Raw genomic sequence first — 22,898 nt, 5'->3', positions numbered from 1 at the left:
ATGACCTGCGCGATCTGGCACAACCGCACCACCGGCCAACCCGTCACCCGATCACTCATCGCCTACGACCACTGACCCACTTCGGAACTACTCGTCTAGTTGCACCAGCCGTCCCGGTACGCCGCCCAGTGGTCCGGCGTCGCCGCGAAGTCCACGTACAGCGCGAGGCCGAAGTTCTGCCGTCCGCCCGGGCCCAGGCCGAGCCGGGCGCCGCGGACCGCCGCGCGGACGGTCTCGGCGTCGCCGCGGTGCGAGGGCGTGTCCGCCCAGTACGCGGGCAGGCCCATCAGCAGGTCGACCTCCGGCGGGGTGTTGGCCAGGGCGAGCGAGGTCTGCCGGGCCACGTAGCCGCCGTACAGCGACTCGACCGGCATCGAGGTGTCGTACGACATCACCGCGACCTGGTCGACCCGCCGGGCCGCCGCCGCGAAGTACCCGGCGGACCAGTACTTGCCGTGGTTGCTGAGCGCGAAGGTGACCCGGCCCAGGCCCGGGACGGGGTCGATCTGCGGGGCGGCGATGGACAGCGGCACCGAGCGGGCCGCGGTCAGCGCGTGCACCTGGTCGAGCAGCGCGAGGAACCCGGGGGAGCCGGAGTGCACGGGCTCCAGGTCGAAGTGGACGCCGTCGAAGCCCAGGTCGAGGACCTGCCGCGCGGAGGCGGTGATCCGGTCCCGGACGTCGGGGCGGTCCAGGTGCAGGCCCTCCTTCTCGGGCGCCACCACGTCCCCCAGCCAGGACTGGATCCGCACCCCCGGCAGCGCCGCGTGCGCCCGGGCCAGGAAGTCCGCGGCCCCGGGCGCCAGCGCCGGGTCGAGCGAACCGTCGTGCTCCAGCGGCCCGGTGTGCACGTACAGGTCGTGGATGCCGGTGCTGCGCACCTTCGCGGCCAGCGCGGTCAGCTCCGCGGGCGTGCGCCGCCCGTCGACCCAGGCGTGGCCCAGCCAGAGCGCGTCCTTGCCGCGGGTGCGGGCGTCCGCGGCCGGGTCGCCCGCGTACTGCCAGCGCAGCGCCGCGGCCGCGCCCAGCACCGGCAGGACCAGCAGGGCGAGGACGGTGACGAGTGCGGTGAGGGCGCGCCGCCGCCCGCTCCAGCGGGTCCGCCCGCGCCAGCGCCGCCGCGCCCGGGCGGGCAGTGTCCGCCATTCGGACGCGCGCAGGGCGCGTCGGAGCCGCTTCCACCCGCTGTGTTCCCCCGAAGTGGGCATGATCGTTGCTCCCTTCCGGTGGACAAGGACGCCCACGATGTGGAAAGGGTTCCACCCGCACCCCGGCGGACCGATACCCTGGCGGGGTGCGCCCCCGGTCCGGACGGGACGCATAGCCGACAGCCGTCGCACTCAGGGAGCAGCCACATGGCCACCGTTGTACCCACGTCCGCCCAGCAGGACCGCGCCGACGCCCTGCGAGAGGCCCTCGCCACCCGAGTCGTGGTCGCCGACGGGGCGATGGGCACGATGCTCCAGGCACAGGACCCGACGATGGAGGACTTCCAGCAGCTGGAGGGCTGCAACGAGGTCCTGAACGTCACCCGCCCCGACATCGTGCGCTCGGTGCACGAGGCGTACTTCGCGGTCGGCGTGGACTGCGTGGAGACCAACACCTTCGGCGCCAACCACTGGGCGCTCAGCGAGTACGACGTCCCCGAGCGGATCTTCGAGCTGTCCGAGGCGGGCGCCCGGATCGCCCGCGAGACGGCCGACCGGTTCACCGCGCAGGACGGCCGCGTCCGCTGGGTGCTGGGCTCGATGGGCCCGGGCACCAAGCTGCCGACGCTCGGCCACACCACCTTCGAGGTGGTCCGCGAGGGCTTCCGGGAGAACGCGGCGGGCCTGATCGCGGGCGGCGTGGACGCGCTGCTGGTCGAGACCAGCCAGGACCTGCTGCAGACCAAGGCGGCGGTGTTGGGCTGTCAGGCCGCCCTGGCGGAGGCCGGGGTGAACCTGCCGATCCTCGCGCAGGTCACCGTCGAGACCACCGGCACCATGCTGCTGGGCTCGGAGATCGGCGCGGCGCTGACCGCGCTGGAGCCCCTCGGCATCGACTTCATCGGCATGAACTGCGCCACCGGCCCGGCCGAGATGAGCGAGCACCTGCGCTACCTGGCGAAGAACGCCAAGGTCGGCCTGTCCTGCATGCCGAACGCGGGCCTGCCGGTGCTCACCAAGGACGGCGCGCACTACCCGCTCAGCCCGGCCGAGCTCGCCGACGCTCACGAGGGCTTCGTCCGCGACTACGGCCTGGCCCTGGTCGGCGGCTGCTGCGGCACCACCCCCGAGCACCTGCGCCAGGTGGTCGAGCGGGTCCAGGGCCTGCCGATCACGCCGCGCGACCCGAAGCCGGAGGCGGCCGCCGCCTCGCTGTACCAGGCGGTGCCGTTCCGGCAGGACACCTCCTACCTGGCGATCGGCGAGCGCACCAACGCCAACGGCTCGAAGAAGTTCCGCGAGTCGATGATCGCGGGCGACTGGCAGGCCTGCGTGGAGATCGCCCGCGAGCAGATCCGCGAGGGCGCCCACCTGCTCGACCTGTGCGTGGACTACGTCGGCCGCGACGGCGTCGCCGACATGCGCGAGATCGCCGGCCGCCTGGCCACCGCCTCCACCCTGCCGATCGTGCTGGACTCCACCGAGCCGCCCGTGCTGAAGGCGGGCCTGGAGATGCTCGGCGGCCGGGCCGTCCTCAACTCCGTCAACTACGAGGACGGCGACGGCCCCGACACCCGCTTCGGCAGGATCGCCGCGCTGGCCCGCGAGCACGGCGCCGGCCTGATCGCGCTGACCATCGACGAGCAGGGCCAGGCCCGCACCGCCGAGACCAAGGTCGCCATCGCCGAGCGCCTGATCGAGCAGCTGGGCCGCGAGTACGGCATCGAGGAGAGCTCGATCCTGGTCGACTGCCTGGCCTTCACCCTGGCCACCGGCCAGGAGGAGTCCCGCCGCGACGGCATCGAGACCATCGAGGCGATCCGCGAGCTCAAGCGCCGCCACCCGGACGTGCAGACCACCCTGGGCCTGTCGAACATCTCCTTCGGCCTCAACCCGGCCGCCCGCCAGGTCGTCAACTCGGTGTTCCTGCACGAGTGCGTGGAGGCCGGCCTGGACTCCGCGATCGTGCACGCCGCCAAGATCCTCCCGATGAACCGGATCCCCGAGGACCGCCGGCAGACCGCCCTCGACCTGGTCTACGACCGCCGCAGCGAGGGCTACGACCCGCTGCAGAAGCTGCTCCAGCTCTTCGAGGGCGTCTCCGCCGCCTCCTCCGCCGCGTCCAAGGCCGAGGAGCTGGCCGCCCTCCCGCTGGAGGAGCGCCTGCAGCGCCGGATCATCGACGGCGAGCGCAACGGCCTGGAGGCCGACCTGGACGCCGCGCTGACCGAGCGTCCCGCGCTGGAGATCATCAACGACACGCTGCTGTCCGGCATGAAGGTGGTCGGCGAGCTGTTCGGCTCCGGCGAGATGCAGCTGCCGTTCGTGCTGCAGTCCGCCGAGGTGATGAAGGCCGCCGTCGCGCACCTCGAACCGCACATGGAGAAGTCCGACAGCGAGGGCAAGGGCACCATCGTGCTCGCCACCGTCAAGGGCGACGTGCACGACATCGGCAAGAACCTGGTCGACATCATCCTGTCCAACAACGGCTACAACGTGGTCAACCTGGGCATCAAGCAGCCCGTCTCGGCGATCGTCGAGGCCGCCCAGGAGCACAAGGCCGACGTGATCGGCATGTCCGGCCTGCTGGTCAAGTCCACGGTGATCATGAAGGAGAACCTGGAGGAGCTCAACCAGCGCGCCCTGGCCGCCGACTTCCCGGTCATCCTCGGCGGCGCCGCCCTCACCCGCGCCTACGTCGAGCAGGACCTGCACGAGATCTACGACGGCGAGGTCCGCTACGCCCGGGACGCCTTCGAGGGCCTGCGCCTGATGGACGCCCTGATCGGCATCAAGCGCGGCGTCCCCGGCGCGGCCCTGCCCGAGCTGCGCAAGCGCCGCCACGCCCGGGTCGAGGTCGAGGAGCCGGAGGAGGCCGACCTCGGCCAGATCCGCTCCGACGTGGCCGTCGACAACCGGATCCCGACCCCGCCGTTCTGGGGCGACCGGATCGTCAAGGGCATCCCGTTCCAGGACTACGCCTCCTGGCTGGACGAGGACGCCCTGTTCAAGGGCCAGTGGGGCCTCAAGGGCGGCCGCTCCGGAGGCCCGACGTACGAGGAGCTGGTGGAGACCGAGGGCCGCCCGCGGCTGCGCGGCTGGCTGGACCGCCTGCAGACCGAGGGCTGGCTGGAGCCCGCCGTGGTCTACGGCTACTTCCCGGCCAACTCCAAGGGCGACGACCTGGTCCTCTACCGCGAGGACGGCTCCGAGCTGACCCGCTTCACCTTCCCGCGCCAGCGCCGCGGCCGCCGCCTGTGCCTGGCCGACTTCTTCCGCCCGGAGGAGTCGGGGGAGCGCGACGTGGTCGGCCTCCAGGTGGTCACCATGGGCAACCGGATCTCCGAGGCCGCCAACGAGCTGTTCGCGGGCAACTCCTACCGCGACTACCTCGAACTGCACGGCCTGTCCGTCCAGTTGGCCGAGGCGCTGGCCGAGTTCTGGCACGCCCGGGTCCGCTACGAGCTCGGCTTCGGCGACGAGGACCCGCAGGACGTCCGGGACATGTTCGCGCTCAAGTACCGCGGCGCGCGCTTCTCGCTCGGCTACGGCGCCTGCCCCGAGCTGGAGGACCGGGCCAAGATCGCCGAGCTGCTCAGGCCCGAGCGGGTCGGCGTGATCCTCTCCGAGGAGTACCAGCTGCACCCCGAGCAGTCGACCGACGCCATCGTGGTCCACCACCCCGAGGCCAAGTACTTCAACGCCAGGTAAGTCTTCAACCGGGCATCATCCGTTCGCCGCACCGCCGCCCGGTGCAATCCCACCGGGCGGGCGTATTCTTGATGATCCTGAAACGGGCCGGTCCGCTGACCAGCGGGCCGGCCCGTGCCATCCCCCGACGCGTCCGCGCCGGGGCAGTCCACAGGAAGGCGGCGCGCATGACGACGGTCTCGACCCCGGTCCGCATCGGCGGGGACGGCGAGGACAGCGGCCTGCACGCCGTCCTGCTCGACATGGACGGCACCCTGGTCGACACCGAGGACTTCTGGTGGCAGGCCGAGGTCGACCTGTTCGCCGAGCTCGGCCACCGGCTCACCGCCGAGGACCGCACCCACGTGGTCGGCGGCCCGATGAGCCGGGTGATCGACTACCTGCTGGGCCGCACCGGCGTCACCCTCAGCCCGGCCGAGCTGACCGTGCTGATCAACCAGCGCTTCGTCGACCTGCTCGCCGGGGGCGTCCCGCTGATGCCCGGCGCCGAGCGGCTGCTCAACACCCTGGGCGCGCACGGCGTCCCGGCCGCGCTGGTCTCCGCCTCGCACCGGCACATCATCGACATCGTGCTGCGCAGCCTGGGCGCCCAGCACTTCGCCTTCACCGTGGCCGGCGACGAGGTCGCCCGCACCAAGCCGCACCCCGACCCCTACCTGGCCGCCGCCGCCCGGCTCGGCGCCGACCCGGCCCGCTGCGTGGTGGTCGAGGACACCCCGACCGGCGTCGCCGCCGCGGAGGCCGCGGGCTGCCCGGTCATCGCCGTCCCCTCCATCGCCGCCATCGACCCCGCCCCCGGCCGCCTGGTGGTGCCCTCGCTGGAGCACGTCGACCTCGGCCTGCTGCGCACCCTGGCGGCCGCCAGGGTGTGAGGTTCGTCTCCCGCGCACCCTTTGCCGGTTTCGTTCCGCGTCCGGTGGTACGCGGAACGTGTCCGCCGCCGCGGGTGAAAACGGGCATTGGCTGACAACTCGTCGACTGCCGGGACAAGGTCCTCCGAACCCGCCGCGACCGCCGTCCGGACCCTCGGTGACCGCCCGGAGCCGATGTGGCACGCTAAGGCGCGTTCGAGTCCCCGTGCCGCGCCGCCGCCCACCCCCGGAAAACCGGGACGACGGGCGGGCGCGGCCGCAGCAGTCCCGCGGCCCCGCCCCACCCCGGCGCCGGGCGGCGGGCACCGGCGACAGCCGGCCGCACGCAGTGAGGAAGACCACCCCGCATGACCACCCCCAACCGCCTGGCCGTGCTCGGCTGCGCCGCCCTCGTCGCCACCACCGCGGCGGGCTGCGCCTCCGTGGAGAAGGCCGCCGGCGGCGGCGACGACGGCACCATCACCATGGGCACCACCAACGTGACCAGCGTGCTGGACCCGGCCGGTGCGTACGACGCGGGCTCCTGGCTGATCCTCAACAACGCCTTCCAGTCGCTGCTGAGCTTCCCCTCCGGCGCGACCGTCCCGCAGCCCGACGCCGCCGAGTCCTGCCAGTTCACCGGCTCCGACGCGCTCACCTACACGTGCACGCTGCGCAGCGGCCTGAAGTTCTCCAACGGGCACCCGCTGACCGCCCAGGACGTCAAGTTCTCCATCGACCGGGTCAAGAAGATCGCCGACCCGTCCGGCCCCGGCCCGCTGCTGTCCACCATCGCCTCGGTGGACGCCTCCGGCGACCGCGAGATCACCTTCCACCTGGAGAGCCCCGACGCGGTGCTCCCGGCCAAGCTGGCCTCCGCGGCCGGCGCCATCGTCGACCACCAGGTCTTCCCGGCCGACAAGCTGCTCGACAACGCCTCCCTGGTCGGCTCCGGTCCGTACAAGATCGACTCGGTCGAGATGGACGGCAAGGCCCCCCGCAGGATCCAGCTCAGCGGCAACCCCGGCTACCAGGGCATCGCCGAGCGGAAGAACGACAAGTTCACCGTCCGCTACTTCGACAAGCCCGAGGAGCTGAAGTCCGCCCTCGACGGCGGCGACGTCGACCTCACCGACAACAGCCTCGACCCCGCCGTGGCCGCCAAGATCAAGTCCGACGACCTGGCCGGCACCGGCACCCTCCGGGTCGCCGAGGGCGCCTCCGGCGAGACCCGCTACCTGGTCTTCAACACCAAGGACGAGACCGCGGGCAACCAGGCCGTCCGGCAGGCCGCCGCCCAGCTGGTCGACCGCAAGTCGATCTCCCAGGACGTCTACGCGGGCACCGTGCAGCCGCTGTACTCGGTCGTCCCGGCGGGCCTGGCCGGCCACAACACCGCCTTCTTCGACAAGTACGGCGAGCCCGACCCGGCCAAGGCCAAGCGCATCCTCACCAACGCGCACGTCACCACCCCGGTCAAGCTCACCCTGACCTGGTCCCGCGCCCGGGCCGGCGCCGCCGAGCTGGAGGCCGTCAAGCAGGAGCTGGAGAACGGCGGCCTGTTCCAGGTCACCGTCGAGCAGGAGCCCGACTGGACCGCCTACCAGGCGGGCTGGAAGAACGGCAGCTACCAGGCGTACACCGTCGGCTGGACCCCCGACTACGCCGACGCCGACGACTACATCAGCCCGCTGGTGGTCAACGGCGGCGCCTACCACAACGGCTGGAACAACACCCAGATCAGCGACAAGCTGGTGCCCGAGTCGATCAAGCTCACCGACCGCTCCGGCGGCGGCGCCTACGACCAGATCCAGAAGATCCTGGCCGACGCCGTCCCGATGGTGCCGCTGTTCCAGAACAAGTCGTTCTACGTCTACCGCCCCGGCATCACCGGCGTGGACAGCACCATGGACAACACCGGCGTCTTCCGGTTTTGGGAGATCGGCCGCACCGCCGAGTGACACCCCGGCAGGACGCCGGACGGCCCGCCGCCCCCCTCGGGGGCAGCGGGCCGTCCGGCGCTCCGGCGGGCTACAGCGAACCCGGGCGCACCAGGCCGCTCTCGTACGCGTACACCGCCGCCTGCACCCGGTCGCGCAGCTGCAGCTTGGTCAGCACGTGGCCGACGTGCGTCTTCACCGTCGTCTCCGAGACGAACAGCTCGGCGGCGATCTCCGCGTTCGACAGGCCGCGCGCCACCAGCCGCAGCACCTCCACCTCGCGCTCGGTCAGCACCGTCAGCGCCTGCGGCGGCGCCTCGTCGCCCGAGGGCAGCTTGGTGGCGTACATGTCCAGCAGGCGGCGGGTCACCGACGGGGCCAGCATCGCCGCGCCGTCCGCCACCACCCGGATCGCCTGCACCAGCTCCTCGGCCGGCACGTCCTTCAGCAGGAAGCCGCTGGCGCCCGCGCGCAGCGCCTCCACCACGTACTCGTCCAGGTCGAAGGTGGTCAGCACCAGCACCTTCGCCGGGCCGTCCCGGTCCGGACCGGCGATCCGCCGGGTCGCCTCCACGCCGTCCATCCGCGGCATCCGGATGTCCATCAGCACCACGTCCGGCTGCAGGGCGCGGACCTGGTCCAGCGCCTGCTGCCCGTCGCCCGCCTCGCCGACCACCGCCAGGTCGGACTCCGCCTCCAGGATCATCCGGAAACCGGTACGCAGCAGCGGCTGGTCGTCCACCAGCAGCACACGGATCGTCACCTACGACTCCTCGCCGGGATTGGTCACAGTGGTCAGGGGCAGCGGGTACGGCGGGGGAGTGCCGCCGAACTCCGGGCACGACGCCTTGTGGTCGCACCAGTCGCACAGCCGGTTGCGCGTCGCCGGGAAGTCACCGGTGGCCACCGCCGCCGAGATCGCCTCCCACAGCGCCTCCAGCTTCCGCTCCACCGAGAGCAGGTCCGCCTCGTCCGGGTCGTACGTCACCACGTCCCCGCCGCCGCCCAGGTAGACCAGCTGCAGCCGCTTGGGGACGACGCCCTTCCAGCGCCACACCACCAGGGCGTAGAACTTCATCTGGAACATCGCCCTGCCCTCGAAGTCCCGCGAGGGCGCCCGGCCGGTCTTGTAGTCCACCAGCCGCACCTCGCCGGACGGCGCGACGTCCACCCGGTCGATGTACCCGCGCAGCAGCAGGCCCGAGGGCAGCGCCGTCTCCACGTACAGCTCCCGCTCCACCGGGTGCAGCCGGGTCGGGTCCTCCAGCCGGAACCACTTCTCCACCAGCTTCTCGGCGTCCCCCAGCCAGCCGGCCAACTTCTCCGGCTCGCCCGGGAACAGTTCCGCCAGCTCCGGCCGTTCCCCCAGCAACCGCTCCCACTGCGGGCCCAGCAGCCCGAGCGCCCGCCCCGGCGTCCGCTCGGCCGGCGGGTGGTCGAACAGCCGCTCCAGCACCGCGTGCACCAGCGTGCCCCTGGTCGCGGCCGCGGACGGCGGCTCCGGCAGCCGGTCGATCACCCGCAGCCGGTACAGCAGCGGGCAGGTCATGAAGTCACCCGCCCGCGAGGGCGACAGCCCCGTCGGCCGGGCGGCCGGACGCGGAGCGGGCGAAGGGTCGGTCTGCTGCATGCCACGACCCTATTGCACCGAACCGACACCGAGGGCGCACGGGTCGAAGACCTGGGTATAGGAGAAGGGAGGGCGGGGTGCGCCGCCGTTCCCGGGGCGAGATCACGTAGCGTACGAGGCACCAGCGGACGGCGGGACGGAAGGAGCACGGTGAACGACACCGAGGGGCGGGCACCGGAGAAGCCGAAGCCCGACGACCAGCCGCGCGGCGGCATCCTGATGGGCCGTCCGTTCGGCGTGCCCGTCTACGTCACCCCGTCCTGGTTCCTGGTCGCCGCACTCATCACCTGGATCTTCGGCAGCCGCCTCGCCGACGTCCTGCCCGACCTCGGCGGCGCCCGCTACCTGCTCGCCTTCTCCTTCGCCGTCGCCTTCTACGGCTCGGTGCTGGTCCACGAACTCGCCCACACCGTCGTCGGGATCCGCTACAGGCTCGGCGTCCGCCGGATCCAGCTCCAGTTCCTCGGCGGCGTCTCCGAGATCGAGAAGGAGGCCGACCGCCCCTGGCGCGAGTTCTGGCTCGCCTTCGTCGGCCCGCTGCTCTCGCTGCTGCTCGGCGGCGCCTTCTGGCTCGGCCTGCGCGCCGTCGAACCCGCCACCGTCCCCGGCGTGCTGCTCGCCGGACTCATGGTCTCCAACCTGGTCGTCGCCGCCTTCAACCTGCTCCCCGGCCTCCCGCTGGACGGCGGCCGGATGCTGCGCGCCGTCGTCTGGGCCGTCACCGGCAACCCGATGAAGGGCACCCTGGCCGCGGTCTGGGTCGGCCGCGCCCTCGCGATCGCCGTCGTCCTCGGCCTGCCGATCTTCAGCTCCTCCCAGGACGTCGAGCGCTCCGCCACCGAGGCCATGGTCGACGGCGTGCTCGCCGCGATCCTCGGCTTCATCATCTGGCAGGGCGCGGGCAACTCGCTGCGCAACGCCCGCCTCAAGGAGGTGCTGCCCCGGCTCAAGGTCCGCGAGATGGCCCGCCGCAGCATCGACGTCCCCGCCGACACCCCCCTCGGCGAGGCCATGCGCCGGGCCCGGGAGGTGCACGCCGGGGCGATCGTGGTGGTCGACGGACGCGGCGAGCCGATCGCCGTGGTCAAGGAGTCCGCGGTCAGCGCCGTCCCCGAGCACCGCCGCCCCTGGATCGCCGTCACCGCCGTCTCCCGCGACCTCGAACCCGGCCTCACCGTCCCCGTCGACCTGGCCGGCGAGCAGATCCTCGACACCCTGCGCCGCGCCCCCGCCACCGAGTACCTGGTGGTCCGCCCCGACGGCTCGGTCTACGGCGTCCTCTCCCTCACCGACCTGGAGCGCAAGCTCACCGCCGCGCTCCAGGGCCGGGCCGCGGGCGCGGACTGATCATGTGGTCGGGGGCAGCCCTCCGGCTCCCGTAGGATGGCCCCCATGTCCGAACCGACCGGTGCCACCCGCCGACGCGGGCCCTTCCAGGTCGGGGACCAGGTCCAGCTGACCGACCCCAAGGGCCGCCACTACACGTTCACGCTCCAGGCCGGGAACCAGTTCCACACCCACAAGGGTATGTTCCCGCACGACGAGCTGATCGGCGCTCCCGAGGGCACGGTCGTCCGCACGACGGGCAACGTCCCGTACCTCGCGCTGCGCCCCCTGCTCCCCGACTACGTCCTGTCCATGCCGCGCGGCGCGGCCGTGATCTACCCCAAGGACGCGGGCCAGATCCTGGCCATGGCCGACATCTTCGCCGGCGCCCGGGTGGTCGAGGCGGGCGTCGGCTCCGGCGCCCTCTCCACCTACCTGCTGCGCGCCGTCGGCGACACCGGCTCGCTGGCCTCCTACGAGCGCCGCCAGGACTTCGCCGACATCGCCAGGAGCAACGTCGAGCGCTACTTCGGCGGCCCGCACCCGGCCTGGAAGCTCACCGTCGGCGACCTCCAGGACAACCTGGTCGAGACCGACGTCGACCGCGTCATCCTCGACATGCTCGCCCCCTGGGAGTGCCTGGACGTCGCCTCCAAGGCGCTCGTCCCCGGCGGCCTGATCTGCTGCTACGTGGCCACCACCACGCAGATGTCGCGCACCGTCGAGGCGCTGCGCGAGCACGGCACCTTCACCGAGCCGCAGGCCTGGGAGACCATGGTCCGCACCTGGCACCTCGAGGGCCTCGCCGTCCGCCCCGACCACCGCATGATCGGGCACACCGGCTTCCTGCTCACCGCCCGCCGCCTCGCCGACGGGGTCGAGCCCCCGCTGCGCCGCCGCCGCCCCGCGAAGGGCTCCTACGGCGAGGACTACGAGACCGGCCCCGAGAGCGAGCTCTCGCTCGCCGAGCGCGCGGCCGTCCGCAAGGCGCAGCGCCAGGCGGCCTCGCACGACGCCCGGGAACTCCCCGAGTAGCACGCGGAACCGCGTACCGGCAGCCAGGTCGTGAGGAGGGGGGCACCTCCCAGCCCTCCGGGGCCGGGGGAGGCAAGTCACCGCCCCCCTCGCGACCTGGCTGTCGGCGTCTTCCGCCCCGCGCAGTTCCCCGCGCCCCTGACGGGCCGCTCCGGGGCCCGGTGTGGAAGGATGCCCGGACCGGAAAGAGGGGAGTCTCGTGGTGACGGAGCGTCGGATACCCGGGCACGCGCGGTCGGGGCTGAAGCACTGGGCGCTGGTCGCGGCGGGCTGCGCGGCCGTGGTGGGCGGGGCGCTGGGCGCGACCTCGGCGACCGGGGCGGTGACGGGCGGTCAGCGGGCGGCCGACGGGCCGGTCGCGGAGCCGGTGCCCACGGCCTCGCCGCTGCCGGAGGCGGACCTGGCGAAGGTGCGGCTGCCGCTGGAGTGCGGGCCGTTCCCGGTCGCGGTGAGCCTGAAGGCGTCCGCGGTGCTGGACGGGGAGCCGGTGACCGTCGCCGCCGCGCACTGCCGGGCGGACATGGGCACTCCGCCGGACGGGGTGTTCCTGGTCGGCGCCGACGGCGCCCCCGTGCTGCTGCTGCCGGACGCCGACGGCCTGACCGTCACCGAGCTGGCGGTCCGCAGCGACGGCTCGATCCGCGGGAAGGCCCGCGGCTACTCCTCCCCGGACGTGCCCCGCTTCTCGCCCGACCTCCAGGTCGAGCTGGTCTGGACGCGCTCCGGCGGGGCCTGGGCGAAGACCGAGACCAGGACGCCGGTGCAGAGCGCCTGAACGGCCCGAGCAGCTGGGCGCCTGAGCGCCCGTCAGGGCCGAACGGGCGTCAGTCCGCGTCCGGCCCGTAGACCTCGACGCCGTCCGCCGCCCGGCGGACGTGGATGCAGTCGCCGGGGCAGTCCTTGACGGAGTCGACCACGTCCTGAAGGAGCGTCAGCGGCACGGGGACGGTCTCGCCCGGCTGCTGGCGCAACTCGTCGTCCGCGCCCTTGACGTAGGCGAGCCCGTCGATGTCGAGCTCGAAGACCTCGGGCGCGTACTGCGCGCAGATGCCGTCGCCGGTGCACAGATCCTGGTCGATCCAGACTTCGAGTGCCTCGCCAGTCCCCGCCATTGCCCCTGCCGTTTCTGCTCACGTCGCCCCGTATTCGGGGACATTCCTGTCACGATACATCCGCGCTGCTTTGAACCGTTGAGCGGTGGGCATCTCCTCTACCAAGAGGGGAAGCACGCAGGGCGAACAACCGGACACGCCCGACCCGCCTTTCTGATCACTAAGGGGTTTACATCGCCCTGGTCCCAGGTAGGTTTGGGTCGTCCAGCTCCCCCAGGAGGAGGTGAGGACCGTGGCAGCCCACGATGACGAGTACGACCGCAGCGCCGGCAGGCCCGCACGGGGGTCCGACGAGGCCGCGCAGGTCTCCTACCTCGAGCAGGAGATCGCCGTCCTTCGGCGCCGGCTCGCCGATTCGCCCCGTGGTTCGAGGGTTCTCGAGGAGCGGATCGTCGAGCTGCAGACCAACCTGGCCGGTGTGACCGCCCAGAACGAGAGGCTCGTCGCCACCCTGCGCGAGGCCCGCGACCAGATCGTGGCCCTCAAGGAGGAGGTCGACCGGCTCGCCCAGCCGCCGGCCGGATTCGGCACCTTCCTCGAACAGAACGAGGACGGGACGGCCGACATCTTCACCGGGGGCCGAAAGCTCCGGGTCAACGTCAGCCCCAACGTCGAGTTGGACGAGCTGCGCCGCGGCCAGGAGGTGATGCTCAACGAGGCGCTGAACGTCGTCGAGGCGATGGCGTTCGAGCGGATCGGCGAGATCGTCACGCTCAAGGAGGTGCTGGAGGGCGGCGACCGCGCGCTGGTCACCGGCCACACCGACGAGGAGCGCGTGGTGCGGCTCGCCGAGCCGCTGCACGGCGCCACGCTCCGCCCGGGCGACGCACTGCTGCTGGAGCCCCGCTCCGGCTACGTGTACGAGGTGGTGCCGAAGTCCGAGGTCGAGGAGCTGGTCCTCGAGGAGGTCCCGGACATCGACTACCGGCAGATCGGCGGCCTCGCCGGCCAGATCGAGCAGATCCGGGACGCGGTGGAGCTCCCGTACCTGCACGCCGACCTGTTCAAGGAGTACGAGCTCCGCCCGCCCAAGGGCGTCCTGCTCTACGGCCCGCCCGGCTGCGGCAAGACGCTGATCGCCAAGGCGGTCGCCAACTCGCTGGCCAAGAAGGTCGCCGAGGTGACCGGCCGCCCGCAGGGCAAGAGCTACTTCCTCAACATCAAGGGCCCCGAGCTGCTCAACAAGTACGTGGGCGAGACCGAGCGGCAGATCCGCCTGGTCTTCCAGCGGGCCCGGGAGAAGGCGAGCGAGGGCACGCCCGTCATCGTCTTCTTCGACGAGATGGAGTCGCTCTTCCGCACCCGCGGCTCCGGCGTCAGCTCGGACGTGGAGAACACCATCGTCCCGCAGCTGCTGGCGGAGATCGACGGCGTGGAGGGCCTGGAGAACGTCATCGTCATCGGCGCCTCCAACCGCGAGGACATGATCGACCCGGCGATCCTGCGGCCCGGCCGCCTGGACGTCAAGATCAAGATCGAGCGGCCGGACGCCGAGGCGGCCAAGGACATCTTCTCCAAGTACCTGCGGGACACCCTCCCGTTCCACCCGGACGACCTCAAGGAGCACGACGGCTCGGTGTCGGTCACCGTCGCCGCCATGATCCAGTCGGTGGTCGAGCGGATGTACTCGGAGACCGAGGAGAACCGCTTCCTGGAGGTCACCTACGCCAACGGTGACAAGGAGGTCCTGTACTTCAAGGACTTCAACTCCGGCGCCATGATCCAGAACATCGTGGACCGGGCGAAGAAGATGGCCATCAAGGACTACCTCGACCACGGCCAGCGCGGTCTGCGCGTCTCCCACCTGCTCGCCGCCTGCGTGGACGAGTTCAAGGAGAACGAGGACCTGCCCAACACCACCAACCCGGACGACTGGGCCCGCATCTCCGGCAAGAAGGGCGAGCGGATCGTCTTCATCCGCACCCTCGTCACCGGCAAGCAGGGTGCCGAGTCCGGCCGATCCATCGACACCGTCGCCAACACGGGGCAGTACCTGTAGCACGCGTACGACCCCGTCCGGCTGCGGCGCTCGGCAGGGCTCCGCAGCCGGACGGCGCGTCTGCACCGGCAGCACCAGCAGGACCCAGCAGGACCCACAGGTCAGGAGGGCCGCATGACCGTACGGCGCGTGATGGGGATCGAGACCGAGTACGGCATCTCCGTGCCCGGGCACCCCAACGCCAACGCCATGCTCACCTCGTCCCAGGTCGTCAACGCGTACGCCGCGGCGATGCACCGGGCGCGCCGCGCCCGCTGGGACTTCGAGGAGGAGAATCCGCTGCGCGACGCCCGGGGCTTCGACCTGGCCCGGGAGGTGGCGGACGCCAGCCAGCTCACCGACGAGGACATCGGCCTGGCCAACGTCATCCTCACCAACGGCGCCCGCTTCTACGTCGACCACGCGCACCCCGAGTACTCCTCGCCCGAGGTCACCAACCCGCGCGACGCGGTGCTCTGGGACAAGGCGGGCGAGCGGATCATGGCGGCGGCCGCCGAGCGGGCCCTGGAGCTGCCGAACGGGCAGCGGATCCTGCTCTACAAGAACAACACCGACAACAAGGGCGCCTCCTACGGCACCCACGAGAACTACCTGATGCAGCGGGCCACCCCGTTCGCCGACATCGTCCGCCACCTCACCCCGTTCTTCGTCTCCCGCCAGGTGGTGTGCGGCGCGGGCCGGGTGGGCATCGGTCAGGAGGGCGGCGGCCACGGCTTCCAGATCAGCCAGCGCGCCGACTACTTCGAGGTCGAGGTCGGCCTGGAGACGACGCTCAAGCGCCCCATCATCAACACCCGCGACGAACCGCACGCCGACGCCGAGAAGTACCGCCGGCTGCACGTCATCATCGGCGACGCCAACCTCTCCGAGATCTCCACCTACCTCAAGCTCGGCACCACCGCCCTGGTCCTGTCGATGATCGAGGACGGCTTCATCGCCGTCGACCTCGCCGTCGACCAGCCCGTGCGCACCCTGCACCGCGTCTCCCACGACCCCGACCTCAAGCAGCTGGTCCAGCTGCGCAGCGGCCGCCGCCTGACGGCCGTCCAGCTCCAGATGGAGTACTGCGAACTGGCCCGCAAGTACGTCGAGGACCGCCACGGGCAGGACGCCGACGACCAGACCCTGGACGTGCTGGCCCGCTGGGAGGACGTGCTGGGCCGCCTGGAGCGCGACCCGATGAGCCTGTCCCGGCAGCTCGACTGGATCGCCAAGAAGGAGCTCCTGGAGGGCTACCGGCAGCGCGACGGCCTGGACTGGGACAGCCCCCGGCTCCAGCTGGTCGACCTCCAGTACAGCGACGTGCGGGCCGACAAGGGCCTGTACAACCGCCTGGAGGCGCGCGGCCGGTTCGAGCGGCTCTTCGCCGAGGAGGACGTCCTGCGGGCCGTGCACCAGCCCCCCGACGACACCCGGGCCTACTTCCGCGGCCGCTGCCTGGAGCAGTACGCCGACCACGTGGCCGCGGCCTCCTGGGACTCCGTGATCTTCGACCTGCCCGGCCACGACAGCCTGCAGCGCGTCCCGACCATGGAGCCGCTGCGCGGCACCCGGGAGCACGTCAAGGACCTGCTCGACCGGTGCCGCACCGCCGAGGACCTGGTGCGCGTCCTCTCCGGCGGGTAACTTTTCGATCACCGGGGGTGAACATTTCCCCGACGGGGAATCATTCCGGTGAGCAGCCAGCGTTGAACGAGAACACCGAACGAGCGGGGTGAGGGAAATGGCGGAGAAGGACACCGGCGGCGGCCAGCAGCGGGCCAACCGCTCCTCCGAGGAGGTCGAGGAGCAGGCCGCGGAAACCCAGGCCGCGGACGAGCTCAAGGAGCGGCAGGAAAAGCTCAGCGACGACGTCGACTCGGTGCTCGACGAAATCGACGAGGTACTGGAATCCAACGCGGAGGATTTCGTGCGCGGATTCGTCCAGAAGGGCGGCGAGTAGCCGGGGAAACCCCCCGCGCGCGTCGAGAACAGCAGCACGAGCGCCGCAGGTGTGCCCTGAGCGCGCCTGCGGCCTCGTGTTCCCGCAGAACCCCCGAAGGAAGAGTGGAACCGGCCCCCGAAACGGGTAGGGTCCGGGGCACCAACCAACTTTCGATCTTCGATCCGGAAGGACACGTGTGGAAGCCAACCTCAGTGGCACCGGGCGTCTGCCGGCCGCCTTCCTCACCCCCGGCTCCTCCTCGTTCCTCGACTTCCTCGACAGCCACGCGCCCCAGCTGCTCCCCGGCCGGCGCACCCTCCCCGAGGGGATGACCGTCGAGGCGCCGCACGGCACCACCATCGTCTCCGCGGTGTTCGACGGCGGCGTGGTGCTGGCCGGTGACCGCCGCGCCACCATGGGCAACGTCATCGCCCAGCGGGACATCGAGAAGGTCTTCCCGGCGGACGAGTACAGCGCCGTCGGCATCGCCGGCACGGCCGGCCTCGCGGTCGAGATGGTCCGGCTGTTCCAGCTGGAGCTGGAGCACTACGAGAAGATCGAGGGCGCCGTGCTCTCGTTCGAGGGCAAGGCCAACCGGCTCACCACGATGATCCGCTCCAACCTGGCGATGGCCATGCAGGGCCTCGCGGTCGTCCCGGTGTTCGCCGGCTACGACCTCGACCTCGGCCGCGGCCGGATCTTCACCTACGACGTGACCGGCGGCCGCTCCGAGGAGCGGTCCGGCTTCGCCGCCACCGGCTCCGGCTCGGTGTTCGCCCGCGGCGCGATGAAGAAGCTCTACCGGGACGGGCTGACCGGCGAGCAGGCCGCCACCCTCGCCGTCCAGGCGCTCTACGACGCCGCCGACGACGACTCGGCGACCGGCGGCCCGGACCTGGCCCGCAAGATCTTCCCGATCGTCACGCTGATCACCGAGGACGGCTTCCGCCGGCTCGACGAGGACGAGGTCGCCGCGATCGCGGTCACCATCACCGAACAGCGCCGCGAGCACCCGAACGGTCCGCAGGCCCCGCTCCTCTGAGTCCGCCCCCACCACCCGAAGGGAGACCGGCGGTGTCCACGCCGTTCTACGTCTCACCCCAGCAGGCCATGGCGGACCGCGCGGAGTACGCCCGCAAGGGCATCGCCCGCGGTCGGAGCGTGGTCGTGCTCACCTACGCCGACGGCATCGTCTTCGTCGCGGAGAACACCTCCCGCGCGCTGCACAAGGTCTCCGAGATCTACGACAAGATCGCCTTCGCCGCGGTCGGCCGCTACAACGAGTTCGAGAACCTGCGGATCGGCGGCGTCCGCTACGCCGACCTGCGCGGCTACTCCTACGACCGGGCCGACGTCACCGCCCGCGGCCTGGCCAACGTGTACGCGCAGACCCTCGGCACCATCTTCTCCTCGGTCGGGGAGAAGCCCTACGAGGTCGAGCTGATCGTCGCCGAGGTCGGCCGGACGGACGCCGACGACCAGATCTACCGGCTCACCCCCGACGGCTCGGTGGTGGACGAGAAGAACGCGGTGGTGGTCGGCGGCAACGCCGACTCCATCGGCAGCTACCTCGGCCAGCGCCACCGCTCCGGCCTGGGCCTGGCGGAGGCGCTCAAGCTGGCCGTCGACGGCCTCGCCCGCGACCCCAACGGCGGCAGCCCCCGCACCCTGACGCCGGAGCAGCTGGAGGTCGCCGTGCTGGACCGCCAGCGCCCCCGGCAGCGCAAGTTCAAGCGCATCCTGGGCGGCCAGCTGGCCCGGCTGCTCAGCGGCGACGAGTCGGCCGCCGCCGAGGACGAGGGCGACGCGAGCGCCGACACCGAATGACCGCCCCGGGCGGCCCGCCGCGCACGGCGGGCCGCCCGACCGTCCACCCGCCGCCTCCGAGGGGTTCCACCGAGCTTCGAACAGAGAAGAGTCGCCCATGGACCGTCGAATTTTCGGGATCGAGAACGAGTACGGCGTCACCTGCACCTTCCGCGGCCAGCGCCGGCTGTCGCCGGACGAGGTGGCCCGCTACCTCTTCCGCCGGGTCGTCTCCTGGGGCCGCAGCAGCAACGTCTTCCTGAAGAACGGCGCCCGCCTCTACCTCGACGTCGGCTCCCACCCCGAGTACGCGACCCCCGAGTGCGACGACGTCACCGAGCTGGTCACCCACGACAAGTCCGGCGAGCGGATCCTCGAGGGGCTGCTGGTGGACGCGGAGCGGCGGCTGCACGAGGAGGGCATCGCCGGGGACGTCTACCTGTTCAAGAACAACACCGACTCGGCCGGCAACTCCTACGGCTGCCACGAGAACTACCTGGTGGCCCGGCACGGCGAGTTCTCCCGGCTGGCGGACGTGCTGATCCCGTTCCTGGTGACCCGGCAGCTGATCTGCGGCGCCGGGAAGGTGCTGCAGACCCCGCGCGGCGCGGTGTACTGCGTCAGCCAGCGGGCCGAGCACATCTGGGAGGGCGTCAGCTCGGCGACCACCCGCTCCCGTCCGATCATCAACACCCGCGACGAGCCGCACGCCGACGCCGAGCGCTACCGGCGGCTGCACGTCATCGTCGGCGACTCCAACATGTCGGAGACCACCACGCTGCTCAAGGTCGGCGCCACCGACCTGGTGCTGCGGCTGATCGAGGCCGGGGTGGTGATGCGGGACCTCACGCTGGAGAACCCGATCCGGGCGATCCGCGAGGTCAGCCACGACCTGACCGGCACCCACCAGGTCCGGCTGGCCAACGGCCGGGAGGCCTCCGCGCTGGAGATCCAGGAGGAGTACTACACCAAGGCGCTGGAGTTCGCCGACCGCAAGGGCCTCAACGAGGGCACCGTGGCCCGGGTGCTGGACCTGTGGGGCCGCACCCTGGAGGCGGTGCGCAGCGAGGACCTGGCCAAGGTCGGCACCGAGATCGACTGGATCATGAAGTACCAGCTGATCGAGAAGTACCGGGCCAAGCACCAGATGACCATGTCCAACCCGCGGGTCGCCCAGATCGACCTGGCCTACCACGACATCCACCGCCGCCGCGGCCTGTTCTACCTGCTGCAGAAGAACGGCCAGGCCCAGCGGGTCACCACCGACCTGCTGACCTTCCAGGGCAAGTCGGTACCCCCGCAGACCACCCGGGCCCGGCTGCGCGGCGACTTCATCCGCCGCGCCCAGGAGCAGCGCCGCGACTTCACCGTCGACTGGGTGCACCTGAAGCTGAACGACCAGGCGCAGCGCACCGTGCTGTGCAAGGACCCGTTCCGTTCGGTCGACGAGCGGGTGGAGAAGCTGATCGCCGGGATGTGACCGACCGGCCGTGACGGTCCGTCGGGGGCGCGCCGAGCGCCTCCGACGGACCGGACGAATCGGGTCATAGGCTGGCGCCATGCGTCGAATCGCCTGCCTGCTCACCGTTCCCCTGACCGCCGTGCTGATCGCCGGATGCAGCAGTTCGGACGGGTCCGGCAAGTCCGCCGCGACGACGCCCCCGGCCTCCTCGGCCTCCGCGCCCGAGGTGCCGAGCCCGGTGGCCTCCGCCTCGCCGATGCCGACCGTCAGCGGCGACTTCGGCTCGAAGGCGACGATCACGCTGCCGTCCGGGCAGCCGAGCGGCGACTTCGTGGTGAGCGTCGTGAGCGAGGGTTCCGGGGCCGAGGTCAAGAAGGACGACTGGGTGACGGTCAACTACACCGTCAAGGACTGGACCAGCGGCAAGGACCTCTCCAGCTCCTACGACTCCGGCGGCAAGCCGCAGCTCTACCAGGCGGGCAGCGGGCAGCTGGTGCCCGCGTTCGACCAGAGCGTGGTCGGCAAGAAGGTCGGCTCCCGGGTGCTGGTGGTCGCCCCGCCCGCGGCCGGGTTCGGCAGCCAGGGGTCGAGCGCGCTGGGCGTCGGCAAGGACGACACCGTGGTGTTCGTGCTGGACGTGGTGAGCGCGGTGCCGCCGGACACCACCGTCCCCGGGGACCTCACCCAGCCGCCCGCCAACGCCCCGCAGGTGAAGGACAACGGCAAGGCCGCGCCCACCATCACCGTCCCCTCCGGCGAGCAGCCGCCCGCCGACCTGCAGCAGTACGTGCTGGTCAAGGGCACCGGCCCGGAGGTGCAGAGCGGGCAGACGCTGCTGGTCCAGTACACCGGCGTGACCTGGGCGGACGGCAAGCAGTTCGACTCCTCGTGGAACCACGGCGGCGCGCAGGCGCTCCAGGTCGGCACCGGCAGCCTGATCAAGGGGTGGGACCAGGGGCTGGTCGGCAAGACCGTCGGCAGCCGGGTGCTGCTGGTGGTGCCGCCCTCGCTGGGCTACGGGGACCAGGCCAGCGGGTCGATCCCGGCGAACTCCACCCTGGTGTTCGTGATCGACATCCTGGAAGCCGTCTGAGAACCGCCTGACAGCGGGGGCACCGACCGGCCCGAACGGCTCTCATGCCGACCTGGCATACTGCTGCCCCGCACCAGTGGTACACGCGTCGTCGGGCGAGTCGAATGGGGAGTCATGTCTGAGAAAGCGTCGAGCCCGGGCGAGGCCGACAACACCGGGAACCAGCCCACGGTGGACCGCGAGTCGATCGTCGTCCCCGCGGAGATCCTGACCCAGGCCGGCTGGGCGCCGCCGACCAACCCGGTCAGCCCCGACGCCAAGGGCGAGCAGGCCCCGCAGGTCTTCGCGTCCAACCAGCGCAAGGTCCCGCTCTCCGAGGCCGGGTACGACGAGGACCCGGGCGGGGTGGGCCGGCTCGGCGTCATCCTGGGCTCGGTCCTCGCGGTGCTGCTGGTCGCGTCCGCCGTGACGATGTACTACGTCAACAAGGACGGCGACAGCAAGCCCGCCGCCAAGTCGGACTCCGCGACGGCCAGCCCCAGCGCGGCCGCCTCGGACGCGCCGACCCAGGAGCCGGTGCCGCCGATCAAGGACAGCGCCAAGGTGCTGCCCACGGTCTCCGGCGACTTCGGCTCCAAGGCCGCCATCACGCTGCCCAAGGACGCGCCCGACGGCACCTTCGTGGTCAAGGAGCTGTCCGAGGGCAGCGGCGCGAAGGTCGAGAAGGGCAACTGGGTCTCCGTCGACTACACCGCGATGGACTGGCAGACCGGCAAGGAGATCCCCGGCTCGTACGGGGAGGAGAACGGCAAGCCGCAGCTCTACCAGGCCGGCAACGGGTCGCTGATCGCCGCGCTGGACAACGCCGTCGTGGGCCACAAGGCCGGCAGCCGCCTGCTGGTGGTCGCCCCGCCCGCGGCCGCGTTCGGCACGCAGGGCAACAGCGGCCTGGGCATCGCGGGCACCGACAGCCTGGTGTTCGTGCTGGACATCCGGCAGTCCACCGCGCCCGGCGCGGTGCTCTCCGGTGACGTGACCCCGCCGCCCGCGGACTTCCCGCAGGTCAAGGACAACGGCAGCAAGCCCGCCGAGATCACCCCCGTCCCGGGCGCCGCGGACCCGACCGAGCTGAAGAGCCACGTGCTCATCCAGGGCAAGGGCCGCAAGGTCGAGTCCGGCGAGAAGGTGCTGGTCCAGTACACCGGCGTGCTCTACAAGGACGGCAAGAAGTTCGACTCCTCGCTCGACCGCGGGCAGGCGTTCACCTTCACCACCGGCGCCGGCAGCGTCATCCAGGGCTGGGACCAGGGCATCACCGGCCAGAACATCGGCAGCCGGGTCGAGCTGGTCATCCCCGCCTCGCTGGGCTACAAGGACCAGGCCAGCGACAGCATCCCGGCCAACTCCACCCTGGTGTTCGTGGTGGACATCCTGGACGCGGGCGTCGGCGGCGACAGCTGACCGGCCGTCGGTGCGCCTAGGATGAACCCCGTTCACGCAACCGAACGAGAAGAGCAATCGTGAGCCTGACCAAGCCGGAGATCGACTTCCCGGGCGGCGACGCCCCGACCGAGCTCCAGATCCGCGACATCGTGGTCGGCGACGGTGCCGAGGCCAAGGCCGGCGCGGTCGTCGAGGTCCACTACGTGGGTGTCACCTTCGCCTCCGGCGAGGAGTTCGACGCCTCCTGGAACCGCGGCCAGACCTTCAAGTTCCCGCTGGGCGGGGGCCGGGTCATCAAGGGCTGGGACCAGGGCGTCGAGGGCATGCGCGTCGGCGGCCGCCGCGAGCTGGTCATCCCGCCGCACCTGGCCTACGGCAACCAGTCGCCGAGCCCGCTCATCCCGGCCGGCTCCACCCTGATCTTCGTGGTGGACCTGCTGGGCGTCTGACCTCGGACGCACCACCGGACCCCCGGCTC

19 protein-coding genes are annotated in these 22,898 nt (G+C 71.6%); 15 read left to right on the top strand and 4 right to left on the bottom strand.

The window, feature by feature from the left end; genetic code table 11:
- Nucleotides 1–95: 95 nt before the first annotated feature.
- A complete protein-coding gene (locus OO57_RS27230) occupies nucleotides 96–1,208 on the bottom strand; it encodes a hypothetical protein (protein ID WP_106974121.1) in 1,113 nt (370 codons plus the stop codon).
- A gap of 147 nt (nucleotides 1,209–1,355) precedes the next feature.
- Between OO57_RS27230 and metH the strand changes: the two genes are divergently transcribed.
- The 3 genes from metH (at nucleotide 1,356) to OO57_RS27215 (ending at nucleotide 7,671) form a co-directional block, all read left to right on the top strand.
- Nucleotides 1,356–4,859 (top strand): methionine synthase, encoded by a 3,504-nt coding sequence (gene metH / locus OO57_RS27225; RefSeq protein ID WP_033255318.1) that lies wholly within the window; start codon nucleotides 1,356–1,358, stop codon nucleotides 4,857–4,859.
- Nucleotides 4,860–5,026: 167 nt separating this feature from the next.
- Complete coding sequence (locus tag OO57_RS27220) at nucleotides 5,027–5,731, top strand: HAD family hydrolase (RefSeq protein WP_051778307.1); 705 nt, start codon at nucleotides 5,027–5,029, stop codon at nucleotides 5,729–5,731.
- Nucleotides 5,732–6,078: 347 nt separating this feature from the next.
- Nucleotides 6,079–7,671 carry an ABC transporter substrate-binding protein gene (locus OO57_RS27215; RefSeq protein WP_051778306.1) on the top strand — a complete coding sequence of 531 codons (1,593 nt, stop codon included), beginning with the start codon at nucleotides 6,079–6,081 and terminating at the stop codon, nucleotides 7,669–7,671.
- A gap of 70 nt (nucleotides 7,672–7,741) precedes the next feature.
- Here OO57_RS27215 and OO57_RS27210 read toward each other — a convergent pair whose 3' ends face one another.
- Nucleotides 7,742–8,413 (bottom strand): response regulator, encoded by a 672-nt coding sequence (locus OO57_RS27210; RefSeq protein ID WP_033255317.1) that lies wholly within the window; start codon nucleotides 8,411–8,413, stop codon nucleotides 7,742–7,744.
- Complete coding sequence (locus OO57_RS27205; protein ID WP_051778305.1) at nucleotides 8,414–9,280, bottom strand: RecB family exonuclease; 867 nt, start codon at nucleotides 9,278–9,280, stop codon at nucleotides 8,414–8,416.
- A gap of 150 nt (nucleotides 9,281–9,430) precedes the next feature.
- Here OO57_RS27205 and OO57_RS27200 point away from each other — a divergent pair, with 150 nt between their 5' ends.
- The 3 genes from OO57_RS27200 (at nucleotide 9,431) to OO57_RS27190 (ending at nucleotide 12,416) form a co-directional block, all read left to right on the top strand.
- Nucleotides 9,431–10,627, top strand: coding sequence for a site-2 protease family protein (locus OO57_RS27200; protein ID WP_033255315.1), 1,197 nt, complete (start codon nucleotides 9,431–9,433; stop codon nucleotides 10,625–10,627).
- Between the two features lie 45 nt (nucleotides 10,628–10,672).
- Nucleotides 10,673–11,641, top strand: coding sequence for a tRNA (adenine-N1)-methyltransferase (locus OO57_RS27195; protein WP_033255314.1), 969 nt, complete (start codon nucleotides 10,673–10,675; stop codon nucleotides 11,639–11,641).
- Between the two features lie 202 nt (nucleotides 11,642–11,843).
- Nucleotides 11,844–12,416 carry a hypothetical protein gene (locus OO57_RS27190; protein WP_158715238.1) on the top strand — a complete coding sequence of 191 codons (573 nt, stop codon included), beginning with the start codon at nucleotides 11,844–11,846 and terminating at the stop codon, nucleotides 12,414–12,416.
- 49 nt (nucleotides 12,417–12,465) lie between these two features.
- On the opposite strand, the gene OO57_RS27185 is transcribed toward OO57_RS27190, so the two are convergent.
- The gene (locus OO57_RS27185) at nucleotides 12,466–12,753 is read right to left on the bottom strand and encodes a ferredoxin (protein WP_033255313.1); all 288 of its coding nucleotides are present in this window, start codon (nucleotides 12,751–12,753) and stop codon (nucleotides 12,466–12,468) included.
- Nucleotides 12,754–12,985: 232 nt separating this feature from the next.
- Between OO57_RS27185 and arc the strand changes: the two genes are divergently transcribed.
- The 9 genes from arc to OO57_RS27140 all read left to right on the top strand — a co-directional run bounded on the left by arc (nucleotide 12,986) and on the right by OO57_RS27140 (nucleotide 22,869).
- A complete protein-coding gene (gene arc, locus OO57_RS27180) occupies nucleotides 12,986–14,752 on the top strand; it encodes a proteasome ATPase (RefSeq protein WP_033255312.1) in 1,767 nt (588 codons plus the stop codon).
- Between the two features lie 114 nt (nucleotides 14,753–14,866).
- Nucleotides 14,867–16,378, top strand: coding sequence for a depupylase/deamidase Dop (gene dop / locus OO57_RS27175; RefSeq protein ID WP_033255311.1), 1,512 nt, complete (start codon nucleotides 14,867–14,869; stop codon nucleotides 16,376–16,378).
- Between the two features lie 97 nt (nucleotides 16,379–16,475).
- Nucleotides 16,476–16,694 (top strand): ubiquitin-like protein Pup, encoded by a 219-nt coding sequence (locus tag OO57_RS27170; protein WP_033255310.1) that lies wholly within the window; start codon nucleotides 16,476–16,478, stop codon nucleotides 16,692–16,694.
- Between the two features lie 178 nt (nucleotides 16,695–16,872).
- Complete coding sequence (gene prcB / locus OO57_RS27165; RefSeq protein ID WP_033255309.1) at nucleotides 16,873–17,718, top strand: proteasome subunit beta; 846 nt, start codon at nucleotides 16,873–16,875, stop codon at nucleotides 17,716–17,718.
- Between the two features lie 32 nt (nucleotides 17,719–17,750).
- Complete coding sequence (gene prcA / locus OO57_RS27160) at nucleotides 17,751–18,503, top strand: proteasome subunit alpha (protein ID WP_033255308.1); 753 nt, start codon at nucleotides 17,751–17,753, stop codon at nucleotides 18,501–18,503.
- 97 nt (nucleotides 18,504–18,600) lie between these two features.
- A complete protein-coding gene (gene pafA / locus OO57_RS27155; protein WP_030458364.1) occupies nucleotides 18,601–19,962 on the top strand; it encodes a Pup--protein ligase in 1,362 nt (453 codons plus the stop codon).
- Nucleotides 19,963–20,041: 79 nt separating this feature from the next.
- Nucleotides 20,042–21,037 carry an FKBP-type peptidyl-prolyl cis-trans isomerase gene (locus tag OO57_RS27150; RefSeq protein WP_033255307.1) on the top strand — a complete coding sequence of 332 codons (996 nt, stop codon included), beginning with the start codon at nucleotides 20,042–20,044 and terminating at the stop codon, nucleotides 21,035–21,037.
- 114 nt (nucleotides 21,038–21,151) lie between these two features.
- Nucleotides 21,152–22,438, top strand: a complete 1,287-nt coding sequence (locus OO57_RS27145; RefSeq protein WP_081973998.1) for an FKBP-type peptidyl-prolyl cis-trans isomerase — start codon at nucleotides 21,152–21,154, stop codon at nucleotides 22,436–22,438.
- 59 nt (nucleotides 22,439–22,497) lie between these two features.
- Complete coding sequence (locus OO57_RS27140; protein WP_033212825.1) at nucleotides 22,498–22,869, top strand: FKBP-type peptidyl-prolyl cis-trans isomerase; 372 nt, start codon at nucleotides 22,498–22,500, stop codon at nucleotides 22,867–22,869.
- The last annotated feature ends 29 nt before the right edge of the window (nucleotides 22,870–22,898 follow it).

Origin of the sequence: Kitasatospora phosalacinea (assembly GCF_000717185.1) — a bacterium.
GTDB lineage: Bacteria > Actinomycetota > Actinomycetes > Streptomycetales > Streptomycetaceae > Kitasatospora > Kitasatospora phosalacinea_A.
Note: the sequence above shows the minus strand (reverse complement) of the source record. Positions and strands in the feature narration are given on the sequence as shown.